This is a genomic window from Mycolicibacterium alvei (assembly GCF_010727325.1).
GTDB classification, from domain to species: domain Bacteria; phylum Actinomycetota; class Actinomycetes; order Mycobacteriales; family Mycobacteriaceae; genus Mycobacterium; species Mycobacterium alvei.
Genome location: NZ_AP022565.1, coordinates 1138706 through 1159034, shown reverse-complemented (window position 1 = coordinate 1159034; position 20329 = coordinate 1138706). Strand labels below are relative to the sequence as shown.

Below are 20329 nucleotides of genomic sequence, written 5' to 3'. Positions count from 1 at the left end.
ATTTGCGCAGTAGTTGGTGTCGGTGTCATGGTCATCCAAAAAGCTCCCTCACCGAAAATTCTCGCCTCCGGTCGTCTTCTGCATCTGCCATGCAATCGGGGCAAAGCTGATCGTCCGACGCGAAATGAGCCGGATTCTTTTGGCAGCGCACACACAAGAGCTCGGCATCAAAATCCACCACCTGCTTCTCGTCCAGGCCCGGTGAGCGAAGCGAACCGTGTTCTTGTTCAGGTTCAAGATCAACGAGACGGACGTCCGGTTTATTGATCGGCGCGTTTTCGGCAGAAAATGCGCATAGTTCACCCGTTGTAGTTACTTCACCCTTGTATCCACCCTTGTTAACCACCCTTAGGTCTGACGTTTCCGCAGGTAGATGAGTTGGCTCTGACGCCCGTTTTGCGTCAACCTGACGCCCGTTATGCGTCAACCTGACGCCCGATACCCCACTGGGAATCACCAGCCGATGACAGTCGGCGTCGTGATAGCCGCGACCCTGACGGCGAGTCTGATCGGCAAGTAGGACGAGATAGCCAAGCTCCCTTGCCTTCCCGATGGCTCGCTGAATAGTGCTGCGACTAACGCCAAAACTCTTGGCCATGACAATCTGGCGGACATAGAACGTGTCCTTCTCGTGCTTCACATATTCGACGGCGGCGGCATGAAGGACGTACTTGTCCGCAGGTGACAGCCGGGAATCGGCCCGAATCGCCTTTAGCCACTTGAACTTGTCCGTGCGCTCCGCCTTGTCGGCACTTTCGTCTACCATTGGAGTCTCGTTCCTCGGTTTAGGAATCTCAGAGACCGTCCCGCATGTCCACCACGCGGGGCGGTTTCCGTTTTCAGTCGGAGGATGCAGACTGCACCCGTTCGCGCAGCGCGGCCAACATTTCGGCGGGCCGATCAGATGGGTCAGATAGGCGCACGAGGTAGGCCAGGAGTTCGACGGCCTCACAGAGGCGCAGGGACACTTGCCGCCCCGTGCCCCGCAGGGTTTTCACCATCGCCTCACCGTCGTGATTCATTCGGTGCTCTACGGCTCGCAGCACGGTCAGGGCAGCAAGTTCCTGTTCGTCCGGACGGTTCACGGTGGTCTCCCTGGTGTTCTTCTCCAGCAGTTCGCGCACATGCCGGGGCTGGACGAGCACGCGGCGACCGATCTTTGACGCGGGCAACTCGCCGCTTTCGATGAGCTTGTCGATTACCCGTAGGGACAGCCCGGTCATACTCACGGTTTCATGGCGCGATAGCGCACGTTCTAGCGTTTCCATGCGTCGAGTACAGCGCTCGGCTCCGACGACGATTGAGCCTGAAAGTCGTTGGCGTGGACAGTGGTTGACAATGTCGGTACACCGCAGGAATTTTCCGTGAACCACAATCGGCGCATTTACGCAGGTCGCAGGCAGTCCACCTGGACAGCACGGAGGTTTTTCGGCGTGTCGTGCCGGTTTCCGCAGTCGGGAGTGTCGGTTTCGTAGGCCGATGCCGAAGAAGCCAGACCGGTTGGCGCGGTGGCATATTCGCAGGACCGGCGCCCACCGCCCCAAACATGATGGTGTAGGGCGGCGCGCCGTTTCCGCAGCGCAACCGGTGGGCGGGGACCGAATGATGTTCGGTCACAAGAGCCGTCGTCGGCTCTGAGTACCTTCTGGACTTATGGGAACGCCAGCCGACCGCAGCGATTTTGCCGCTGCCGTGCGTGCTGTCGTAGATGCCGCCCCGACGATGACTGCCGAGACAGTGCGGGGGATCGGTCGGATAACCGGTGCCGGTCTATCGCTTCCAGGTGATCTTGACGCCCTCGGGGCTGAACCCCTTAGTGCCGCGTCCTAGCCGAACGATCTTCACATCGGCGAGATAGTCCACGACGGCGCGGCGCTGGCCCATCGTGAGGGACTGCCACAGTTCCGGAATGTCCACAGTGGTGTCCGTGATGAAGTCCAGCGGGCTGCGGCCTCCAAGGTGGGCGAGGGTCGCGGTAATCGCGGTGTCTCGCGCCGTGAGTTTCTTGGTGCCAGCGGCCAGCTGTGCGCGGTCAATCTCACCATCGGCGAACGCCTCGGCCAGTTGCTCCAGGCGCAGTCTGATCGCGTCCTGCTCGGTGCGCAGCGCCGCCAGCTCTGCGGAATCGTCTCGCCGTTTCGCACTGTCGATCAGGCCAGGGCGGGAGAGCCGCTCCACCATGACGGCCTCCACGTAACCGTCGAGCTGTGCGGCGCGGCGACTCACATGCCCCCCGGTAAAGCGCACGTCACGGTTACCGCAGCGGTAGGCCGGTTCCTGGCCGCTCGCACGCCCAACGCGCAACGTGCGCTCACCACACACCCCGCAGATGTAGATACCCGAACCGAGATGCTTGGGTGCGGGTCCACCCCCAGGATTTGTACGGCGACGGGGATCGTTGAGGATGTGGCGGGCAGCCTCCCAGGTTTCGCGGGGGACTAGGGCAGGCCAGACGGCGATCCCGGCAATCTCGCCGTGGTGGACTGACAAACCAGCGATACGCGGGGCGCAGATCAGCTCCCGGACATACTGGGACCTCCACGGTTTACCGGTCGCGGTAAGGACGCCACGCTCATTGAGGTCACGGACGATCGACCGCAGCGAGATGCCCCCGACGACGGACTCCACCATCTTCACCACCTCAGCGGCCTCCACGGGGCGGACGGTCACGCCGTCAGACTCAAACCCGAACGGGCGGATACCGCCGTGGAATCGTCCGGCTTTGGCCTGTTGCTCGCGTGCGCGCCGGATGCGTTCACCCTTGTGCTCGGATTCGTACCTGGACACCGCACCCAATTGACGCGCCAGCATGCGGCCCGAAGGCGTGGACAGGTCCCATATTCCGGTCTGCACCGTGTGGGTGACTGCGCCGTGGCGCTCGCTGGTGTCGATGTAAGTCTCCAGCTCGCGGGGGGAGCGGTGCAGTCGGTCGGGATGCCAGGCCAGCACCCCCTTCACTTCACCGGCCTCGATGGCAGCCAGCAGGGCCTCGTATTGCGGTCGGCGTCGGCCTGAGTAGGCGGATGTGTCGTTATCGCAGAACACTTGGGCGACTCGCCAGCCGAGTGATTCGGCCAGCTTGCGGCAGTCCTGTTCCTGGCGTTCCACGCCGAGACCGGCGCCGCTGCGGTCCTGGGATATCCGCACGTAGATCGCGGCGGGGATTCGGTTCGCCTTACTCATCCCTCTAGTGTGTCATAACTGCAGAGCCGTAAAGGCCGGATTGGTGCCTCCGCATCTGCGGGACGGCCACTATTCGGGCGCGGAGAAACTGGGCAACGCCGTGGGCTACAAATACGCCCACGATCATCCCGATGGTGTTGTGCCGCAACAGTATCCACCAGAAGAACTGGTGGGGACCGACTACTACCGGCCGACCGGGCGCGGCTTCGAACGCGAATTGACCAGCCGGGTGGACAAGCTGCGGGCCATCATTCGACGCGCGCGGCGCTGAGCCTTTCGCAACCGAAAGCCACGGTCCCAGTTGAATGTTCAACCGGGACCGTGGCGCGGGGGCAGTTGTCAGCGCAGCAGGCCGGACCGTCGAGCTCCGAAGATGCCGGTCTTCCTGCGCCCCATCAGGGCGGACAGCAGCGCCACGCCGAGCGCAGCCACGATGACCTGGACGAGCAGTTCGAGCCAGTCGACGCCGCTGGTCGCGGTCGCGATGCCCATGGTGCGCGCCAGCGCGGTACCGATGAATGCGGAGACGATACCTACCAGGATCGTCACCAACATGCCGATGGGTTGTCTGCCGGGGACGATCAAGCGGCCGATCACCCCGACGACGATGCCGATCAAAATCGCACTGATGATGCCGGTGATGGTCATGTTCTCCTCCGAGGTTGGATTGGGCTGACCAGGAAGTACCCGGCACCGTCATATCGCAAACGGTGCCGTCAATTCGTTTTCGTCAGCGGGTCACGCCATCTCGGGTACCCGCAGGTGGGCCAGCACGAGTTCGAACTCGCCGACATCGATCTGATCGGCGCTCAGATCGCGGAGCCGGGCCGTGCGCAACGCCCTGGCCTGATCGCGGTTGTGGTCCATCGCCTCGGCGCTGTCGAAAGTGGCCGAGGACACCGCCCGGCCCGTCCCACGGTCGAGCATCAGGCTGGCGCTGCAGAAACCCTCGAGGTCTTCCATCGCCGGCAATACCGAGGTGCGGTAGAACTCGACGGCCCGGTCGAACAGTTCGGGGCGGGTGCGCAGCCACGTTGCCCGGACACAGGCGCCCGGTCCGGAGTACTGCTCGCGGTGCACCACCGCGATCTCCCATTCGTCGACGGACGCGGTGCCGGCGAATGTATCCACCACCCGATGGCGCATCGGCGCGATCGCGGCGGCGCTGGCATGCATGGCTTCTTCGGACCGCCAGGCCGTCGTCAGGACACAGTCGCCCGACTGCCGATCCACCATCAGGGAAAGCCCGACGCAGCCGTCGATGGTGTCGAGGGCGGGCATGACCGCGTCGCGGACATGGGCGATGCCGGCGTTGATGGCCTGGGTGCGCGCCGCGATCGTGGTTGAACGTGCGAACACGATCCACCCCTTCCTGCCAGGGCGGCGCCCCGGTGGCGCCACCGGTTCCACCTCAACCATCCTCCGGTGTGTCGCAGGTGGCAATGGTCTGGCGGAAGGCTCGCGGGCTGCAGCGATCGGTGCGGCTGAGCTTTCTCGAGGCGTGAGGATCGTCGCCTTTTCGGGGCGAACGCGCAGAACGGTAATGTAAAGCGGTCTCACTGGTGGTTGCCTGCGCAACCCCAGCCACCCACGAACACGAGGACACGAGCAACGTGCAGACACACGAGATCAGGAAGCGCTTCCTCGATCATTTCGTGAAGGCGGGCCACACCGAGGTGCCCAGTGCCTCGGTGATCCTCGACGACCCCAACCTGTTGTTCGTCAACGCCGGCATGGTGCAGTTCGTGCCCTACTTCCTCGGTGCCCGCACCCCACCGTGGGACCGCGCCACCAGCGTGCAGAAGTGCATCCGGACCCCGGACATCGACGAGGTGGGCATCACCACCCGGCACAACACCTTCTTCCAGATGGCCGGCAACTTCTCGTTCGGCGACTACTTCAAGAAGGGCGCCATCGAGCTGGCCTGGACCCTGCTGACCAACCCGGTCAGTGACGGCGGCTACGGGTTCGATCCGGAAAGACTGTGGGCGACGGTCTATCTGGATGACGACGAGGCGATTCAGCTGTGGCAGGAAGTCGCCGGGCTGCCACTGGAGCGCATCCAGCGCCGCGGCATGGCCGACAACTACTGGTCGATGGGCATCCCCGGGCCGTGCGGACCGTGTTCGGAGATCTACTACGACCGTGGCCCGGAGTACGGCATCGAGGGTGGACCCGAGGCCAACGAGGACCGCTATATCGAGATCTGGAATCTCGTGTTCATGCAGAACGAGCGCGGGGAGGGCACCTCGAAGGACGACTTCGAGATCCTCGGCCCGCTGCCGCGAAAGAACATCGACACCGGCATGGGCGTCGAACGGATCGCCTGTCTGCTGCAGGATGTGGACAACGTCTACGAGACGGACCTGGTCCGTCCGGTGATCGACCTGGTCGCCGGGATCGCCCCCCGCGGATACGGCGCCGGCAACCACGAGGACGACGTCCGCTACCGCATCATCGGCGATCACAGTCGTACCGCGGCGATCATCATCGGCGACGGGGTCAGCCCCGGAAACGAGGGCCGCGGTTACGTGCTGCGGCGGTTGCTGCGCCGCATCATCCGCGCCGCCAAGTTGCTCGGCGTCGAAGAGCCGATCATGAGCCGGCTGATGACTACCGTGCGCGACGAGATGGGCCCGTCGTACCCGGAACTGGTCACCGACTTCGACCGGATCCACCGCATCGCGGTGGCCGAGGAGACGGCGTTCAACCGCACCCTGGTCGCGGGCTCGAGGCTGTTCGACGACGCCGCCGCGGCGACGAAGAAATCCGGCGCTTCCGTGCTTTCCGGCAGTGACGCGTTCACCCTGCATGACACCTACGGCTTCCCGATCGACCTCACCCTGGAGATGGCGGCCGAGGCCGGCCTCGCGGTCGACGAGCAGGGCTTCCGGACGCTGATGGCCGAGCAGCGTCAGCGCGCCAAGGCCGATGCCGCCGCGCGCAAGCAGGCCCACACCGATCTGTCGGCATACCGTGAGCTGGTCGACTCCGGGCCCACCGAGTTCACGGGCTTCGACGAATTGTCCACTGAGGCACACATTCTCGGTATCTTTGTGGATGGCAAGCGGGTGCCGGTGGTGACCCACGGGGACGTGGACGGCGAGCGCGTCGAGCTGATCTTGGACCGCACTCCGTTCTACGCCGAGGCCGGCGGCCAGATCGCCGACGAGGGCGCGATCACCGGAACCGGGGCATCGGCCACCGCCAAGGCTGCCGTCACCGATGTGCAGAAGATCGCCAAAACCCTGTGGGCGCACCGGATCAACGTGGAGTCCGGAGAGTTCGTCGAGGGTGACACGGTCACCGCTGCAGTGGATCCCAACTGGCGTCGCGGTGCCACCCAGGGGCACTCCGGTACCCACATGGTGCACGCCGCGTTGCGACAGGTGCTGGGCCCCACCGCCGTTCAGGCCGGTTCGCTCAACCGTCCCGGCTACCTGCGGTTCGACTTCAACTGGCAGGGCGCGTTGACCGAGGACCAGCGCTCGCAGATCGAAGTGGTCACCAACGAGGCCGTCGAGGCCGACTACCAGGTCAACACCTTCGTCACCGCCCTGGACAAAGCCAAGGCCATGGGTGCGATGGCGATGTTCGGTGAGAACTACCCCGACCAGGTGCGGGTGGTCGATATCGGTGGGCCGTTCTCGCTGGAACTCTGCGGCGGCACCCATGTACACAACTCGGCCCAGATCGGACCGGTCACCATCCTGGGCGAATCCTCGGTCGGGTCGGGGGTGCGCCGTGTCGAGGCCTACGTCGGGCTGGAGTCCTTCCGTCATCTGGCCAAGGAACGCGCGCTGATGGCAGGGCTGGCCTCGTCGCTCAAGGTGCCCTCGGAAGAGGTGCCCGCCCGGGTGGCGAACCTGGTGGAACGACTCAAGGCCGCCGAGAAGGAACTCGACAAGGCCCGTCTGGCCAACGCCCGGGCCGCCGCGGCGAACGCGGCCGCAGGCGCGGAGACCATCGGCAAGGTCCGCGTGGTCGCACAACGGATGGCCGGCGGCATGTCGGCCGGTGATCTGCGCAGCCTCGTCGGCGACATCAAGGGCAAGCTCGGCTCCGACCCCGGGGTGGTCGCCCTGATCGCCGAGGGCGACGACGACTCGGTGCCCTTCGTGGTGGCGGTCAACCCGGCAGCACAGGATCTGGGCCTGCGCGCCAACGAACTGGTCAAGCAGTTCGGCGCGGCAGTCAACGGCCGCGGGGGCGGCAAGGCGGACATGGCACAAGGTTCCGGTAAGGGGGCGGCGGGTATCGACGCGGCGTTGGCCGCGCTGCGCGCCGAGATCGGCCGGGGTTAGCCGTCGTGTCCGACCCGATCGACGACCGGTTACCGGACCGCCCAGGGGACGATGACCCCGGACGTGGGCGGCGCATCGGCATCGATGTCGGCACCGTGCGGATCGGTGTGGCCAGTTGCGATCCCGACGGGATACTGGCCACGCCGGTCGAGACCGTGCAGCGGGACAAGCGGGATCGGTCGGGCAAGCACCTGCGCAGGCTGGTGACACTGATCGGCGAGTACGACGCCGTCGAGGTCGTCGTCGGCTTGCCGCGCACCCTCGCGGACCGGGCCGGCACGTCCGCCGCCGACGCCATCGCACTCGCGGAACTGCTGGCCCGTCGGATCGCCCCCATACCGGTGCGGTTGGCCGACGAGCGGCTGACTACTGTGTCGGCGCAGCGATCGTTGCGCGAAGCGGGGGTCCGGGCAAAGGGGCAGAAGGCGATGATCGACCAGGCCGCTGCGGTGGGCATTCTGCAAAGCTGGCTGGATCAGCGACGTGCGGCGCTGTCCGCGCGTGGAGAGGGCATGGATGGCTGAGAAGTGGGGTGCCGACAAGGCCGAGCCCGAGGCGATCGGACCACCGCGACGCGGGATGAGCAAGGCCGAGCGGGCCCGTAGAGCCCGCAGTGACCGGAAGCGACGCGCCACCCGGGGCCTCTCACTCGCAGCGCTCATCATGGTGGTGATCGGCGCGGTCTTCCTGGGTTCCAAGCTGTGGCACGGCATGTCCGGGACCACCGGCGACTACGCGGGTGACGGCGTCGCCGATGTCGTCATCCAGGTCCACGACGGTGACTCCACGACGGCCATCGCCAAGACCCTGCAGGACCAGAAGGTGGTCGCCACGGTCAAGGCGTTTGTCGAGGCGGCCCACGAGAACGCGGCGATCTCGGCGATTCAACCCGGCTTCTACAAATTGCGCACCGAGATCCCGGCGGCCAACGCCGTTGCGCGCCTGGCTGATCCGGAAAGCCGGGTGGGCAAGCTGACCATCCCGGAGGGACGCCAGCTCGACGACATCGCCGATGTCAAGACCAAGGCGGTCACGCAGGGCATCTTCGCGCTGATCTCACAGGCCTCCTGTGTCGAACTCGACGGCACACAGCGCTGCGTACCGGTCGATCAGCTGCGCGCCGCCGCGCAATCGGCTCCCGCTGCCGCGTTGGCGGTACCCGAATGGGCGGCGGCTCCGGTGGCGGCGATGCCCAACGATCACCGGCGGCTGGAAGGCCTGATCGCGCCCGGCACCTGGAACGTCGATCCGGCGGGGTCGGCACAGGAGATTCTGTCCACCCTGATCGGCGGCAGCACGACCCTCTACACGCAGAGCGGTCTGCTCGACACTGCCGCAGCAATGCAGATGTCGCCGTATCAGATCCTCACGGTCGGATCCCTGGTGCAACGCGAGGCCAAGCCACAGGACTTCGACAAGGTCGCCCGGGTGATCTACAACCGGCTGGCCGAACACCGCAAGCTGGAGTTCGACTCGACGGTGAACTATCCGCTGGACCGCCAGGAAGTGGCGACCACCGATGACGACCGGGCCAAGATCACCCCGTGGAACACCTATATGAGTGAAGGGCTTCCGCAGACTCCGATCTGTTCGCCCGGTACCGAGGCGCTGGCCGCGGCCGAGCATCCGGCGGCAGGGGACTGGTTGTACTTCGTGACCATCGATCTGCAGGGCACCACGTTGTTCACCCGCGACTACGACCAGCACCTGGCCAACATCGAACTGGCGCAGAACAACGGTGTCCTCGACAGCGCCAGATGACAACAGGAAATAGCGCCCGCAAGGCCGCAGTCCTCGGCTCCCCGATCACCCATTCGCGGTCGCCGCAGCTGCATCTGGCCGCCTACCGGGCGCTGGGGCTGCCGTCGTGGACCTATGAGCGCATCGAGTGCACGGCCGAACAACTGCCCGGACTCGTCAGCGCCATGGGCCCGGAATGGGTCGGCCTTTCGGTCACCATGCCCGGCAAGTTCGCCGCACTGGAGTTCGCCGATCAGCGCACCGAACGCGCCGAATTAGTGGGCTCGGCCAACACCCTGGTCCGGATGCCCACGGGCGGTTGGCGTGCCGACAACACCGATGTCGACGGAGTGATCGGTGCGCTCGGCACGGCCGGCGATTCGGCGCTGGTCATCGGATCCGGCGGCACGGCCCCGGCGGCGGTCGTGGCCCTGGCCGAACTCGGCGTGCAGCGGATCACCATCGTGGCGCGCGACGAGGGTAAGGCTGCACGGTTGGTGGAGCTGGCCGGTCGCTGTGGGGCGCACAGCAGCTGGTGCAACATCGACAGCTCGGCGTTGAGCGACGCGGTGGCCACCGCGGACGCCGCCGTCAGCACCATCCCGGCCGACGCGGCGGCCGCCTACGCGGGCACCCTGGCCGCGGTGCCGCGCGTACTCGACGCCATCTACGACCCATGGCCCACCCCGCTGGCCGCGGCGGTCGAGGCCGCGGGCGGTGAGGCGATCAACGGGCTGCAAATGCTGCTGAACCAGGCGTTCGCCCAGGTGGAGCAGTTCACCGGCCGGGCGGCTCCCAAACAGGCGATGAGAGACGCGCTGATCGGGGCTTAGCCTCGGTAGATGGGGGTGGGGGAGGCCGTCATCGCGGGCGCCTGGCTACTGGCGTTGAGCGGCTATGACATTGCCGAACGCAGGTTGCCGAACTGGTTGACGTTTCCCGGCGCGGTGCTGGTTCTCGGCGTGGCGACACTGGGTGGACGCGGTCTGGCCGCACTGGCCGGCGCGGCGACATTGTCGGTGCTGTACCTGCTGGTGCACCTGGTATCGCCGCGGGCCATGGGCGGCGGTGACGTCAAACTCGCGGTCGGATTGGGTGCGATGACGGGTGCGTTCGGTATCGATGTGTGGCTGCTGGCAGCGTTGGCCGCCCCGATGTTCACCGCCGTCCTGGCGTTCGTCGCGGCCGTGCGTGGCATCCGGACCGTGCCGCACGGACCGTCGATGTGTGCGGCCAGCGCGGCGGCGGTTGCCCTGGTTCTGGCCTAGCTTCGTCGCCGACAACCACGGATTTCGGGGAGGCAAACCCCACGTGGGAGAATGACAGCCGTGTTGCGATGGACTACCGCAGGTGAATCTCATGGCCGTGCCCTGGTGGCGATGGTCGAAGGCATGGTTGCAGGCGTACCCATCACCTCCGAGGAGATCGGGGCGCAGCTGAAGCGCCGTCGCCTCGGCTACGGGCGGGGTGCCCGGATGAAGTTCGAACAGGACCAGGTCACGATGCTGGCCGGGGTGCGTCACGGCACCACCCTGGGCGGGCCGATCGCCATCGAGATCGGCAACACCGAATGGCCCAAGTGGGAGACGGTGATGTCTGCCGACCCGGTAGATCAGGACCTGCTTGCCGAAAAAGATTCAGCGCGCAACGCCCCGCTGACCCGTCCCCGCCCAGGGCACGCCGATTACGCAGGCATGCTCAAGTACGGCTTCGACGATGCCCGCCCGGTGCTGGAACGTGCCAGCGCACGCGAGACCGCGGCGCGGGTGGCGGCAGGCACCGTGGCCCGCGCCTTCCTGCGGGCGGCCCTCGGTGTCGAGATCGTCTCGCACGTCATCTCCATCGGTGCCTCCAAGCCCTACGACGGTCCGCCGCCGCAGTTCTCCGATCTGGAGGCGATCGACGACAGCCCGGTCCGGGCGTTCGACAAGGACACCGAGGCAGCGATGATCGCCGAGATCGAAGATGCCAAGAAGGACGGCGACACCCTCGGCGGTGTGGTCGAGGTCGTCGTGGCGGGCCTGCCGATCGGTTTGGGCTCGTTCACCAGCGGCGACAACCGCCTCGACAGCCAGCTTGCCGCCGCGGTGATGGGCATCCAGGCGATCAAGGGCGTCGAGATCGGCGACGGCTTCGAGACCGCGCGCCGTCGTGGCAGCGTCGCCCACGACGAGATGTACCCCGGCCCCGACGGCGTTCTGCGCTCGACGAACCGGGCCGGCGGACTGGAAGGCGGCATGACCAACGGCCAGGCGCTGCGGGTCCGGGCCGCGATGAAACCGATCTCGACCGTCCCGCGGGCACTGGCAACCGTCGACATGGCGACCGGTGAAGAAGCCGTTGCCATTCACCAGCGTTCCGACGTCTGCGCGGTGCCGGCCGCCGGTGTGGTGGTGGAGACCATGGTCGCGTTGGTGGTGGCCCGCGCCGTGCTGGAGAAGTTCGGTGGAGACTCCCTGGCCGAGACCCGCGCCAACATCGACGCCTACCTGCGGGCCGTCGCCGAGCGCGAGCCGGCGGCGCAGGCCCTGGGCTGATGGTCCCCAAGGCGGTACTGATCGGCCTGCCGGGTTCGGGCAAGTCGACCATCGGCCGCCGGCTGGCCAAGGCGCTGAACCTCACCATGCTCGACACCGACGCGGCGATCGAGGAGACCACCGGACGCACGATCGCCGAGATCTTCGCCACCGACGGCGAGGCGGAGTTCCGTCGTATCGAGGAAGAGGTCATTCGCTCGGCGCTGGCAAGCCACGATGGCGTGCTGTCCCTGGGTGGCGGCGCGGTCACCACCGCCGGTGTACGTGAGGCGTTGGCCGGGCACACCGTCGTCTACCTGGAGATCAGCGCGGCCGAGGGGGTGCGCCGCACCGGTGGTTCCACGGTCCGGCCACTGCTGGCCGGGCCCGACCGTGCCGAGAAGTACCGCGCCCTGATGTCCGAACGGGTGCCGCTCTACCGTCGCGTCGCGACCATGCGGATCAACACCAACCGGCGTAACCCCGGCGCGGTGGTTCGCACTATCGTCACGCGACTGGAGAACCCCCCGATCCAGAAACAGCCTCAGAAGCGGGACGAGCAGCCGCGAACGACGAGGCGGCGCCGACGGCGTCCGCCGTGGCGGCGTGGTGCGGCCTCCGCATCCCCGTCCGGTTCCGAGTCCGCCGGCGGCACGACCGCATCCGAACCTGAATCGAAAGCCATACCCACCCCAGCGGCCCTGGCCGCCCGCAACGTGGAGCGACACAATGACTGACCCGGTAATCGTCGAGGTACTGGTGGACCGGCCCTACCCGGTCATCATCGGAACCGGCCTGCTCGGCGAGCTGGGAAACACGCTCGAGGGCCGTCACAAGGTGGCGATCTTGAATCAGCCGGTGCTCACCCAGACCGCCGAAGTCATCCGGCAGCACTTGGCCGACAAGGGAATTGAAGCCCACCGCATCGAGATTCCGGATGCGGAGGCGGGGAAGGAACTGCCCGTCGTCGGATTCATCTGGGAAGTGCTGGGGCGCATCGGTATTGGCCGCAAGGACGCCGTAGTCAGCCTGGGCGGGGGAGCAGCCACCGACGTCGCGGGCTTTGCTGCGGCCACCTGGCTGCGTGGCGTCGACATCGTGCACGTGCCGACCACACTGCTGGGCATGGTCGACGCGGCGGTGGGCGGCAAGACCGGGATCAACACAGAAGCGGGCAAGAACCTCGTCGGCGCGTTCCATCAGCCGGCCGCTGTGCTGGTGGATCTTGCGACCCTGGAAACCTTGCCGCGCAACGAGATCGTCGCGGGCATGGCCGAGATCGTGAAGGCCGGCTTCATCGCCGACCCGGTGATCCTCGATCTGATCGAGGCCGATCCCGAGGCGGCACTGGATCCCACCGGGACCGTTCTGCCCGAACTCATTCGTCGCGCGATCGCCGTCAAGGCCGAGGTGGTTGCTGCCGACGAACGCGAATCGCAGTTGCGCGAGATCCTTAACTACGGCCATACCCTCGCGCATGCCATCGAGCGCCGCGAGCGGTACAAGTGGCGCCACGGCGCCGCCGTGTCGGTCGGTCTGGTGTTCGCGGCAGAGTTGGGCCGGCTGGCCGGGCGTCTCGACGACAAGACCGCCGACCGGCACCGCTCGGTGCTGACCGCGCTCGGGTTGCCGGTCACCTACGACGGTGACGCTCTGCCCCAGCTGATGGACTACATGGCAGGCGACAAGAAGAACCGCTCGGGCATCCTGCGGTTCGTCGTGCTGGACGGGCTGGCCAAGCCGGGGCGCCTGGAAGGACCGGATCCGTCACTGTTGGCGGCCGCATACGCAGAAGTGGCGCGGGCCTGATCGCCCGCGCCACCTGCGCCTGAAATTCTGTTCTGCCCGCGCGGGCAGGGGATCGCTACTGCTTGGGCTGGTCGGGGTAGTCGACGGGTTGCGTGGTGTCTGGGGTTTCCGTGGCGCCGTTGGCGCTCACAGCGGCGAACACATCGGTGTCGGCGCGATCCTCGGCGGCCAGGCCGTGGTGGCGTTGACGGGGCTGCGGCGGGGCCTTGCGGTCCACCAACCAACGGCCCACCGTCACACCGGCCACCCCCAGCAGGAACACCAGCAGCGCGGTGAACGCCGCGAAGGTGGTGACCTCGTTGAGCAGCGCATCGGTGTACAGGCTCTTGTAGAAGAGCCCGATGAACCACGCCACCGCGCCGCTGACGATGCCGGCGAACAGGCCGGCGATCAGCCAGATCATCGCCATGTCGGCGCGACGATCCGGGTCCGGATTGGCACGTGCGTCGCTCTGGCCGTCGAGCAGGCCCCAGATCAGCACGCCGATCCCGAACAACGTGATCAGGCCCAGGCTGAACCAGGTGGCATTACCCGGCGAGGCGTTGATCAGTGCTCCTTGCAATAAGCGCACTATGACCATCGCTGTTGCGAACACCACTCCGCGCAGTAACCACTTGCTCATGGGGGCACACTGTAGCGAGTAGCGTCACCGACCGTGACTATTTCCCAGCGCAGAGACCGATTGCGCCGTCGGCTGGCCGAATCGGGCCTGGACGCGATGCTGGTAACTGACCTGGTCAATGTGCGTTATCTGTCCGGATTCACCGGTTCGAACGCGGCCCTGTTGATCTTCGCCGAGGATGTCGCGCCGGTGCTGGCCACCGACGGGCGCTACCGCACCCAGGCTGCGCATCAGTCGCCGGACGCCGAGGTGGTCATCGAGCGAGCCTGTGGGTCGCACCTGGCCGGGCGCGCCGCCCGGGCCGGCGCCCTGCGGTTGGGTTTCGAGAGCCATGTGGTGACCGTGGACGCCTACACGGCCCTGAAGAAGGCGGCCGGTGACTCGGTCGAGTGGGTACGCGCGGCCGGCACGGTGGAGGCCCTGCGGGAGGTCAAGGATGCAGGCGAGATCGCGATGCTGCGGTTGGCCTGTGAGGCCGCCGACGCGGCGCTCACGGATCTGCTGGAGCGCGGCGGTCTGCGGCCCGGTCGTACCGAGCGCGAGGTCCGCAACGAACTCGAAGCCCTGATGCTCGACCACGGTGCCGACGGACCGTCCTTCGAGACGATCGTGGCGACGGGCGCGAACTCGGCCATCCCGCACCACCGGCCCACCGATGCCCTGCTCGCCGCCGGGGACTTCGTGAAGATCGACTTCGGCGCCCTGGTGGAGGGTTACCACTCCGACATGACGCGCACATTCGTGCTGGGCCCGGCGGCACAGTGGCAGCGTGACATCTATGACCTGGTTGCGACCGCGCAGCAGGCCGGGCGCGACGCGCTGGCCCCCGGCGTGTCACTGAGCGCTGTGGACGCCGCATCGCGCCAGGTCATCGCCGATGCCGGTTACGGCGACAACTTCGGCCACGGGCTCGGCCACGGCGTCGGACTGCAGATCCACGAAGCGCCGGGAATCAACGCCGCGGCCGCCGGTACACTGCTTGCTGGCTCTGCGGTCACCGTTGAGCCCGGTGTCTACTTGCCCGATCGCGGCGGTGTCCGGATCGAGGACACCCTGGTCGTGGGCGAGGGGGCGCCCGACCTGCTTACCCGGTTCCCCAAGGAACTGGCCATCTTGTGACAGAAACTTAGGAGCAACACCCTCATGGCATCGACTGCCGACTTCAAGAACGGGCTCGTCCTGCAGATCGACGGCCAGCTGTGGCAGATCGTGGAATTCCAGCACGTCAAGCCCGGCAAAGGCCCGGCCTTCGTCCGCACGAAGCTGAAGAACGTGGTGTCCGGCAAGGTCGTCGACAAGACCTACAACGCCGGCGTGAAGGTGGAGACCGCCACCGTGGACCGCCGCGACGCCACCTATCTGTACCGCGACGGCAGCGACTTCGTGTTCATGGATTCCGAGGACTTCGAGCAGCACCCGCTGCCGGAGGCACTGGTCGGCCGGCTGGCCGACTTCCTGCTGGAGAACATGGCGGTGCAGATCGCCTTCCACGAGTCGTCCCCGCTGTACCTGGAGCTGCCGGTGTCGGTCGAGCTCGTGGTCAGCCACACCGAGCCGGGCCTGCAGGGCGACCGCTCCAGCGCCGGCACCAAGCCGGCCACCATGGAGACCGGCGCCGAGATCCAGGTGCCGCTGTTCATCAACACCGGTGACAAGCTCAAGGTCGACACTCGTGACGGCAACTACCTCGGCCGCGTGAATGGCTGACCATGCCTGACCGCCGTGGCGACCGGGGCCGCCACCAGGCCCGCAAGCGGGCCGTGGATCTGCTGTTCGAGGCCGAGGCGCGTGGTCTGACGCCGGAGGCGGTGGCCGATGGCCGTGCCGCGTTGGCCGAGGATCAGCCCGAAGTCAGTCCGCTCAATCCCTACACGGTGTCGGTGGCGCGCGGCGTCACCGAGCACTCCGCCCACATCGACGATCTCATCTCGGCGCACCTTCAGGGATGGACGCTGGAGCGGCTGCCCGCCGTGGATCGCGCCATCCTGCGGGTGGCAGTCTGGGAGCTGCTGCACGCCGAGGACGTTCCCGAGCCGGTGGCCGTCGACGAAGCCGTCGAACTCGCCAAAGAGTTGTCCACCGATGAATCGCCCGGATTCGTCAACGGGGTGCTCGGCCAGGTGATGCTGGTGACCCCGCAGATCCGTGCCGCGGCCGCGGCTGTGCAGGGCGCGGTTCAGGACCGGCCCGAGCCGTAGCTGCAGGGTTTCCCGAACATCGGGAACACCGGTGCCCTTGGGTGCCACGATGTTGTTACGTGTGTCCGCACATGTAACAACATCGGAGGCCGCTGATGGGACACGAGCCGAGAAGAATCGCGGAGATCGGCGAGGACGGTCTACACCTGCACGCCTGCCCCCTCTGTGAGGCAATGTGCGGCTTGGAGATTCAGGTCTCCGACGGCAAAGTGGCGAGTGTGCGGCCGAACAAGGTCGACCAGTGGAGTGCGGGTCACATCTGCCCGAAGGGCGCGTCGCTGGCCGCACTGCACGACGACCCCGACCGGATCCGCCGGCCGATGATCAAGATCGACGGCCGGTGGCACGAGGTTGACTGGGATACCGCGTTCCGTCGCTGCACCGAACTGCTGGCACCCGTCATCGAGAAGTACGGTATCGGCGCCGTCGCCGCGTACACCGGAAACCCACTGGCGCACTCGTTTTCGTTGTCGCGCTACGCGGCCGTCCTGCTGGGCCTGTCCGGTATGCCGATCACCTACTCGCCCGGGACCATCGACCAGTGGCCGAAGAATCTGTCGTCACATCTGATGTACGGCAGCTGGTGGGCGTTCCCAACCCCCGACATCCAGCGCACCGACCTGCTGGTGATCATGGGCGCCAATCCCGCGGCGTCCCAGGGTTCGTTGCTGGCCGCGCCGGACGTGATGGGCATCATCGGCGGTATCCGTCAGCGCGGCAAGGTGATCGTTGTCGACCCGGTGCGGACCCAGACCGCCGCCAAGGCCGACGAGTGGGTGCCGATCACGCCCGGCACCGATGCGGCACTGCTGCTCGGGATCGTCCACACCGTTTTCGACGAGGGGCTGGTCAACCTCGGTGAGTTGGAGCGCCATCTCGACGGGGTGTCGACGCTGCAGCAGGTGGTGTCGGACTGGTCGCCCGAAAGGGTCTCTGCCACAACGGGTATCGATGCAGAGCGGATTCGTGGTCTGGCCCGTGAGCTGGCCGGCACACCGCGGGCGGTGGTTTACGGCCGGATCGGCACCTGCAATCAGGAGTTCGGCAGCCTGGCCAGCTGGCTGGTGGACGTGGTCAACATCGTCACCGGCCATTTCGACACCCCGGGCGGCGCAATGTTCGCCACCCCGACCGCCTGGACCGTCACCAGCCAGCCGATCCCGGGACTGGAGGACGGGGCGCCCAACTTCGGCCGCTACCGAACCCGGGTCCGCGGGGCCAGAGAGGTGATGGGCCAGGTCCCGGTGTCGTGCATGCTCGAAGAGATCGTCACCCCCGGCGAGGGACAGCTCAAGGCGCTGATCACGGTGGCGGGTAATCCGGTGTTGTCGACTCCGGGTGGCGACAAACTCGACGAGGCGCTGCCGCAGCTCGACGCGATGATCTCGGTGGATCTGTGGCTCAACGAGACGACCAAGCACGCCGATGTCATCCTGCCCGGTGCCTCGGCGCTCGAGCAGCCACATTCCGCCGATCTGCTGCTGGGCTCGGCGATCAACAGCTTCGCGCGTTACTCGCCGCCGGTGTTCCGTCGCGAGGATCCCGATGCGCCCGAGGAATGGGAGATCCTGATCCGGCTGACCGGGCTGTGCACCGGCACTCCGGCCGAGGACGTCGACATCGCCGCGCTCGACGACGGCTGGTTCGACTACCTGTGCTTCACCCAGGGTCTCGACGGCGCAGACATTCGTAGGCACTACGACCACGGCGGACCGGAACGCATGCTCGATCTGACGCTGCGGACTGCGGCGTTCGGCGATCGGTACGGCGAGAACCCGGACGGACTGACCCTGGAGAAGCTCAAGGCTCATCCGGACGGAATCAACTTCGGCCCGATGGTGCCCCGCGTGCCCGACGTGCTCGGGACCGCCGATCAGAAGATCCGGGTGGCACCGCAGTATCTGCTGGACGACCTGCCCCGGCTGGCCGAGCGACTGGAACGTGCCCCCGATGATCTGGTACTGGTCAGTCGGCGGCATCTGCGGTCCAACAACTCCTGGCTGCACAACGTCGGCCCGCTGATGAAGGGCCGTGACCGGTGCACCCTGCTGATGCACCGCCGCGATGCCGCCGAGCGCGGTATCGCCAACGGCGACAACGCGGAAGTGGCGTCGACCGCCGGCAAGATCGTGGTGCCGGTCGAGGTGACCGAGGCGATCAAACCCGGTGTGGTGTCCATGCCGCACGGCTGGGGACACGGCCAGCCCGGTACCAGGCTCGGCGTCGCCAACGCGGCACCCGGGGTGAACACCAACATCCTGTCGCTGCCGGACTTCATCGACGAGCCGTCCGGAAACGGCGCGCTCAACGGCATCCCCGTCACCGTCAGCCGGACGATGATCTAGCGGTGAGGGACGGGTGTCACCCGTCATCGGCCGCATCGGGTGGAGCCAGTAGTTCTTCGGGGTGGAAGTGGTGGTTGAGGGTGTCTTGGCCGGTGTTCATCAGGGGTGGGGGGTGCCAGTGGATGCGGCCGGTGTGTGGGTCGATGTTGGTGGTCCAGCCGAGTCCGGCTAGGCGGTTGTCGGGTCCGCAGCTCAGGGCGAGGTCGGGGGCGTCGGTGTGTCCGCCGTGTTGCCAGTCGGTTTTGGCGTGGTGGGCCTGGCAGTGGTCGGCGGGGGCGGTGCATCCGGGGCGGGTGCAGCCGCGGTCGCGGTTGTAGAGCAGTAGGCGTTGGGCTTTGGTGGCCAGTCGGGTGGTGCGGGCCATGTAGAGCGGTTCTGCGGTGTGGTGGTCGTAGACGATCAGGTAGTGAAAGCTGTGCGATGCCAAGCGGATGAGGTCTGTCATCGGCATCCGCAGGCCCGCCCCGGTGATGGCGATGCCGGCCCCGGCTTCCAGTTCGGCCAGGGTGGTGGAGACGACCACGGTGACCGGCAGGCCGCCGTGCTGGCCGAGTCGTTTGGACATCAGCAGTTCGCGCAGTGCCACTTTGAGTGCGTCGTGGTTGCGTTGGGCCTGGGTTCGGGTGTCACGGTCGGCGGCGGCCTGCTGGGCTTGCTGGGCGTGGGAGGTGTCGGGCTCGGGCGCGGCGGCCTTGTGTACGTCGGGTTCATCGAGTGGGTTGGGTGTGGGGTTGTGGACCGGTTCTTGATCGTTGGGGTTGTTGAGGCCGGGTGCGCCCCACGCCCCGGTGACGGCTCGCAGATAGGACGCGGTCTCGGGGTCCAGCCAGCCCTGCACGTGGACCAATCCGTCGGCGTCTTGTTTGCCGATCCGCAGCCCGCGCAGGTGTGCGGCGATATCGGGGCTGTCGCCGTCCTGGTTGAGCAGGTACAGCAGTTTGTCTGCCGCGGCTTTCAGTGTTTCGGGGGTGTCGCGGGTCGCCGCGGTGACCAGGTCGGTTTCGATCTGGGCGAGTTCGGTGGTGCTGACGTATTTTTCGGCATTCGCCAGAGTGTTGCCGATGATGGTGATGTGTTCGGTGTTGATCGTCCCCGCTGCCAGCGCCTGGGCGCATGCGGGCAGTAGCGGTTGCAGCATCTCACCGCCGATGGCATATCGCGGCCCTAGTTCGGTGGCGGCGGTGACGCGGCGTGCGGCTTCCTTGCCGCTGAGGCGCATCCGGGTGGCCAGCACATCTTTCCAGGACTTGCCGCCGATCTGGTGTGGGGTGGCCTGAGCCATCAGGGCGGCCTGGATGCGGTGATCGATCATGGCCGCGGTGCGGGCCTGCTGCTCGCGTTGGGACTGGATCGCCAACAATTCCGCGGTGTCGAATCCGGTGAAGTCCACATCGGCCAGCGTCGCGGTCGCGGCCAGGTGGCCGGCCAGCGCGGTCTGCACCGTGCCCCGGTTCTGCGCCAACCCGACCTTCATGATTCGAACACTAGTTCGATAGCCCGACAAGAAACCGCTGTTTGGGGCTGTTATGTCTCAAGACATCGGTGACAGTTCTGCATCAGGACATCGGTGACAGTTCGGATGGTCTTGGTGGTGACACTTCTGCCCGCAGGC

General features: G+C 66.6%; 19 protein-coding genes and 1 pseudogene. 13 read left to right on the top strand and 7 right to left on the bottom strand.

What is annotated here, in order from left to right; all coding sequences use genetic code 11:
• Nucleotides 1-31: 31 nt before the first annotated feature.
• The 3 genes from G6N44_RS05415 to G6N44_RS05405 form a co-directional block, all read right to left on the bottom strand.
• Nucleotides 32-766 (bottom strand): helix-turn-helix domain-containing protein, encoded by a 735-nt coding sequence (locus tag G6N44_RS05415; protein WP_163661811.1) that lies wholly within the window; start codon nt 764-766, stop codon nt 32-34.
• Nucleotides 767-839: 73 nt separating this feature from the next.
• Nucleotides 840-1223, bottom strand: a complete 384-nt coding sequence (locus G6N44_RS05410; protein ID WP_344036066.1) for a helix-turn-helix domain-containing protein — start codon at nt 1221-1223, stop codon at nt 840-842.
• Nucleotides 1224-1770: 547 nt separating this feature from the next.
• Entirely contained in the window at nt 1771-3183 is a 1413-nt protein-coding gene (locus tag G6N44_RS05405) for a recombinase family protein (protein WP_163661807.1), read from the bottom strand.
• Between the two features lie 22 nt (nt 3184-3205).
• Here G6N44_RS05405 and G6N44_RS05400 point away from each other — a divergent pair.
• Nucleotides 3206-3454: pseudogene (locus G6N44_RS05400) on the top strand (AAA family ATPase); the annotation flags it as partial.
• 68 nt (nt 3455-3522) lie between these two features.
• Here the strand turns inward: G6N44_RS05400 and G6N44_RS05395 are convergent.
• Both G6N44_RS05395 and G6N44_RS05390 read right to left on the bottom strand, forming a co-directional pair.
• Entirely contained in the window at nt 3523-3831 is a 309-nt protein-coding gene (locus tag G6N44_RS05395; RefSeq protein WP_163661805.1) for a GlsB/YeaQ/YmgE family stress response membrane protein, read from the bottom strand.
• Nucleotides 3832-3921: 90 nt separating this feature from the next.
• Entirely contained in the window at nt 3922-4542 is a 621-nt protein-coding gene (locus G6N44_RS05390) for an antibiotic biosynthesis monooxygenase (protein ID WP_163661803.1), read from the bottom strand.
• Nucleotides 4543-4796: 254 nt separating this feature from the next.
• On the opposite strand from G6N44_RS05390, the gene alaS reads away from it, so the two are divergent.
• Genes alaS through aroB form a run of 8 tightly spaced genes read left to right on the top strand, consistent with a single transcriptional unit; the run spans nt 4797 to nt 13552 of the window.
• Nucleotides 4797-7487 (top strand): alanine--tRNA ligase, encoded by a 2691-nt coding sequence (gene alaS, locus G6N44_RS05385; RefSeq protein WP_163661801.1) that lies wholly within the window; start codon nt 4797-4799, stop codon nt 7485-7487.
• Nucleotides 7488-7492: 5 nt separating this feature from the next.
• Nucleotides 7493-8011 carry a Holliday junction resolvase RuvX gene (ruvX, locus tag G6N44_RS05380; RefSeq protein ID WP_163661799.1) on the top strand — a complete coding sequence of 173 codons (519 nt, stop codon included), beginning with the start codon at nt 7493-7495 and terminating at the stop codon, nt 8009-8011.
• A complete protein-coding gene (locus tag G6N44_RS05375) occupies nt 8004-9248 on the top strand; it encodes an endolytic transglycosylase MltG (RefSeq protein WP_163661797.1) in 1245 nt (414 codons plus the stop codon). The genes ruvX and G6N44_RS05375 overlap by 8 nt, the downstream gene beginning before the upstream one ends.
• Nucleotides 9245-10060, top strand: a complete 816-nt coding sequence (locus G6N44_RS05370; protein WP_163661794.1) for a shikimate dehydrogenase — start codon at nt 9245-9247, stop codon at nt 10058-10060. Before G6N44_RS05375 ends, G6N44_RS05370 begins: the two co-directional genes overlap by 4 nt.
• 9 nt (nt 10061-10069) lie before the next feature.
• Nucleotides 10070-10495: a prepilin peptidase gene (locus tag G6N44_RS05365; RefSeq protein ID WP_163661792.1), complete on the top strand. Its 426-nt coding sequence runs from the start codon at nt 10070-10072 to the stop codon at nt 10493-10495.
• Between the two features lie 60 nt (nt 10496-10555).
• Entirely contained in the window at nt 10556-11764 is a 1209-nt protein-coding gene (gene aroC, locus G6N44_RS05360) for a chorismate synthase (RefSeq protein WP_163661790.1), read from the top strand.
• Nucleotides 11764-12480, top strand: a complete 717-nt coding sequence (locus tag G6N44_RS05355; protein WP_163661788.1) for a shikimate kinase — start codon at nt 11764-11766, stop codon at nt 12478-12480. The genes aroC and G6N44_RS05355 overlap by 1 nt, the downstream gene beginning before the upstream one ends.
• Entirely contained in the window at nt 12473-13552 is a 1080-nt protein-coding gene (gene aroB, locus G6N44_RS05350) for a 3-dehydroquinate synthase (RefSeq protein WP_163661786.1), read from the top strand. The genes G6N44_RS05355 and aroB overlap by 8 nt, the downstream gene beginning before the upstream one ends.
• 55 nt (nt 13553-13607) lie before the next feature.
• Here aroB and G6N44_RS05345 read toward each other — a convergent pair whose 3' ends face one another.
• Entirely contained in the window at nt 13608-14174 is a 567-nt protein-coding gene (locus G6N44_RS05345) for a B-4DMT family transporter (protein WP_163661784.1), read from the bottom strand.
• 33 nt (nt 14175-14207) lie between these two features.
• Between G6N44_RS05345 and G6N44_RS05340 the strand changes: the two genes are divergently transcribed.
• The 4 genes from G6N44_RS05340 (at nt 14208) to G6N44_RS05325 (ending at nt 18717) form a co-directional block, all read left to right on the top strand.
• A complete protein-coding gene (locus tag G6N44_RS05340; protein WP_163661782.1) occupies nt 14208-15293 on the top strand; it encodes a M24 family metallopeptidase in 1086 nt (361 codons plus the stop codon).
• A 24-nt stretch (nt 15294-15317) separates the two neighbouring features.
• Entirely contained in the window at nt 15318-15881 is a 564-nt protein-coding gene (efp, locus tag G6N44_RS05335; RefSeq protein ID WP_163661780.1) for an elongation factor P, read from the top strand.
• 2 nt (nt 15882-15883) lie between these two features.
• Nucleotides 15884-16372 carry a transcription antitermination factor NusB gene (nusB, locus tag G6N44_RS05330; protein ID WP_163661778.1) on the top strand — a complete coding sequence of 163 codons (489 nt, stop codon included), beginning with the start codon at nt 15884-15886 and terminating at the stop codon, nt 16370-16372.
• 95 nt (nt 16373-16467) lie between these two features.
• Complete coding sequence (locus tag G6N44_RS05325) at nt 16468-18717, top strand: molybdopterin-dependent oxidoreductase (RefSeq protein ID WP_163661776.1); 2250 nt, start codon at nt 16468-16470, stop codon at nt 18715-18717.
• Between the two features lie 16 nt (nt 18718-18733).
• Here G6N44_RS05325 and G6N44_RS05320 read toward each other — a convergent pair whose 3' ends face one another.
• Nucleotides 18734-20191 carry an HNH endonuclease signature motif containing protein gene (locus tag G6N44_RS05320; protein WP_163661773.1) on the bottom strand — a complete coding sequence of 486 codons (1458 nt, stop codon included), beginning with the start codon at nt 20189-20191 and terminating at the stop codon, nt 18734-18736.
• Between the last annotated feature and the right edge of the window lie 138 nt (nt 20192-20329).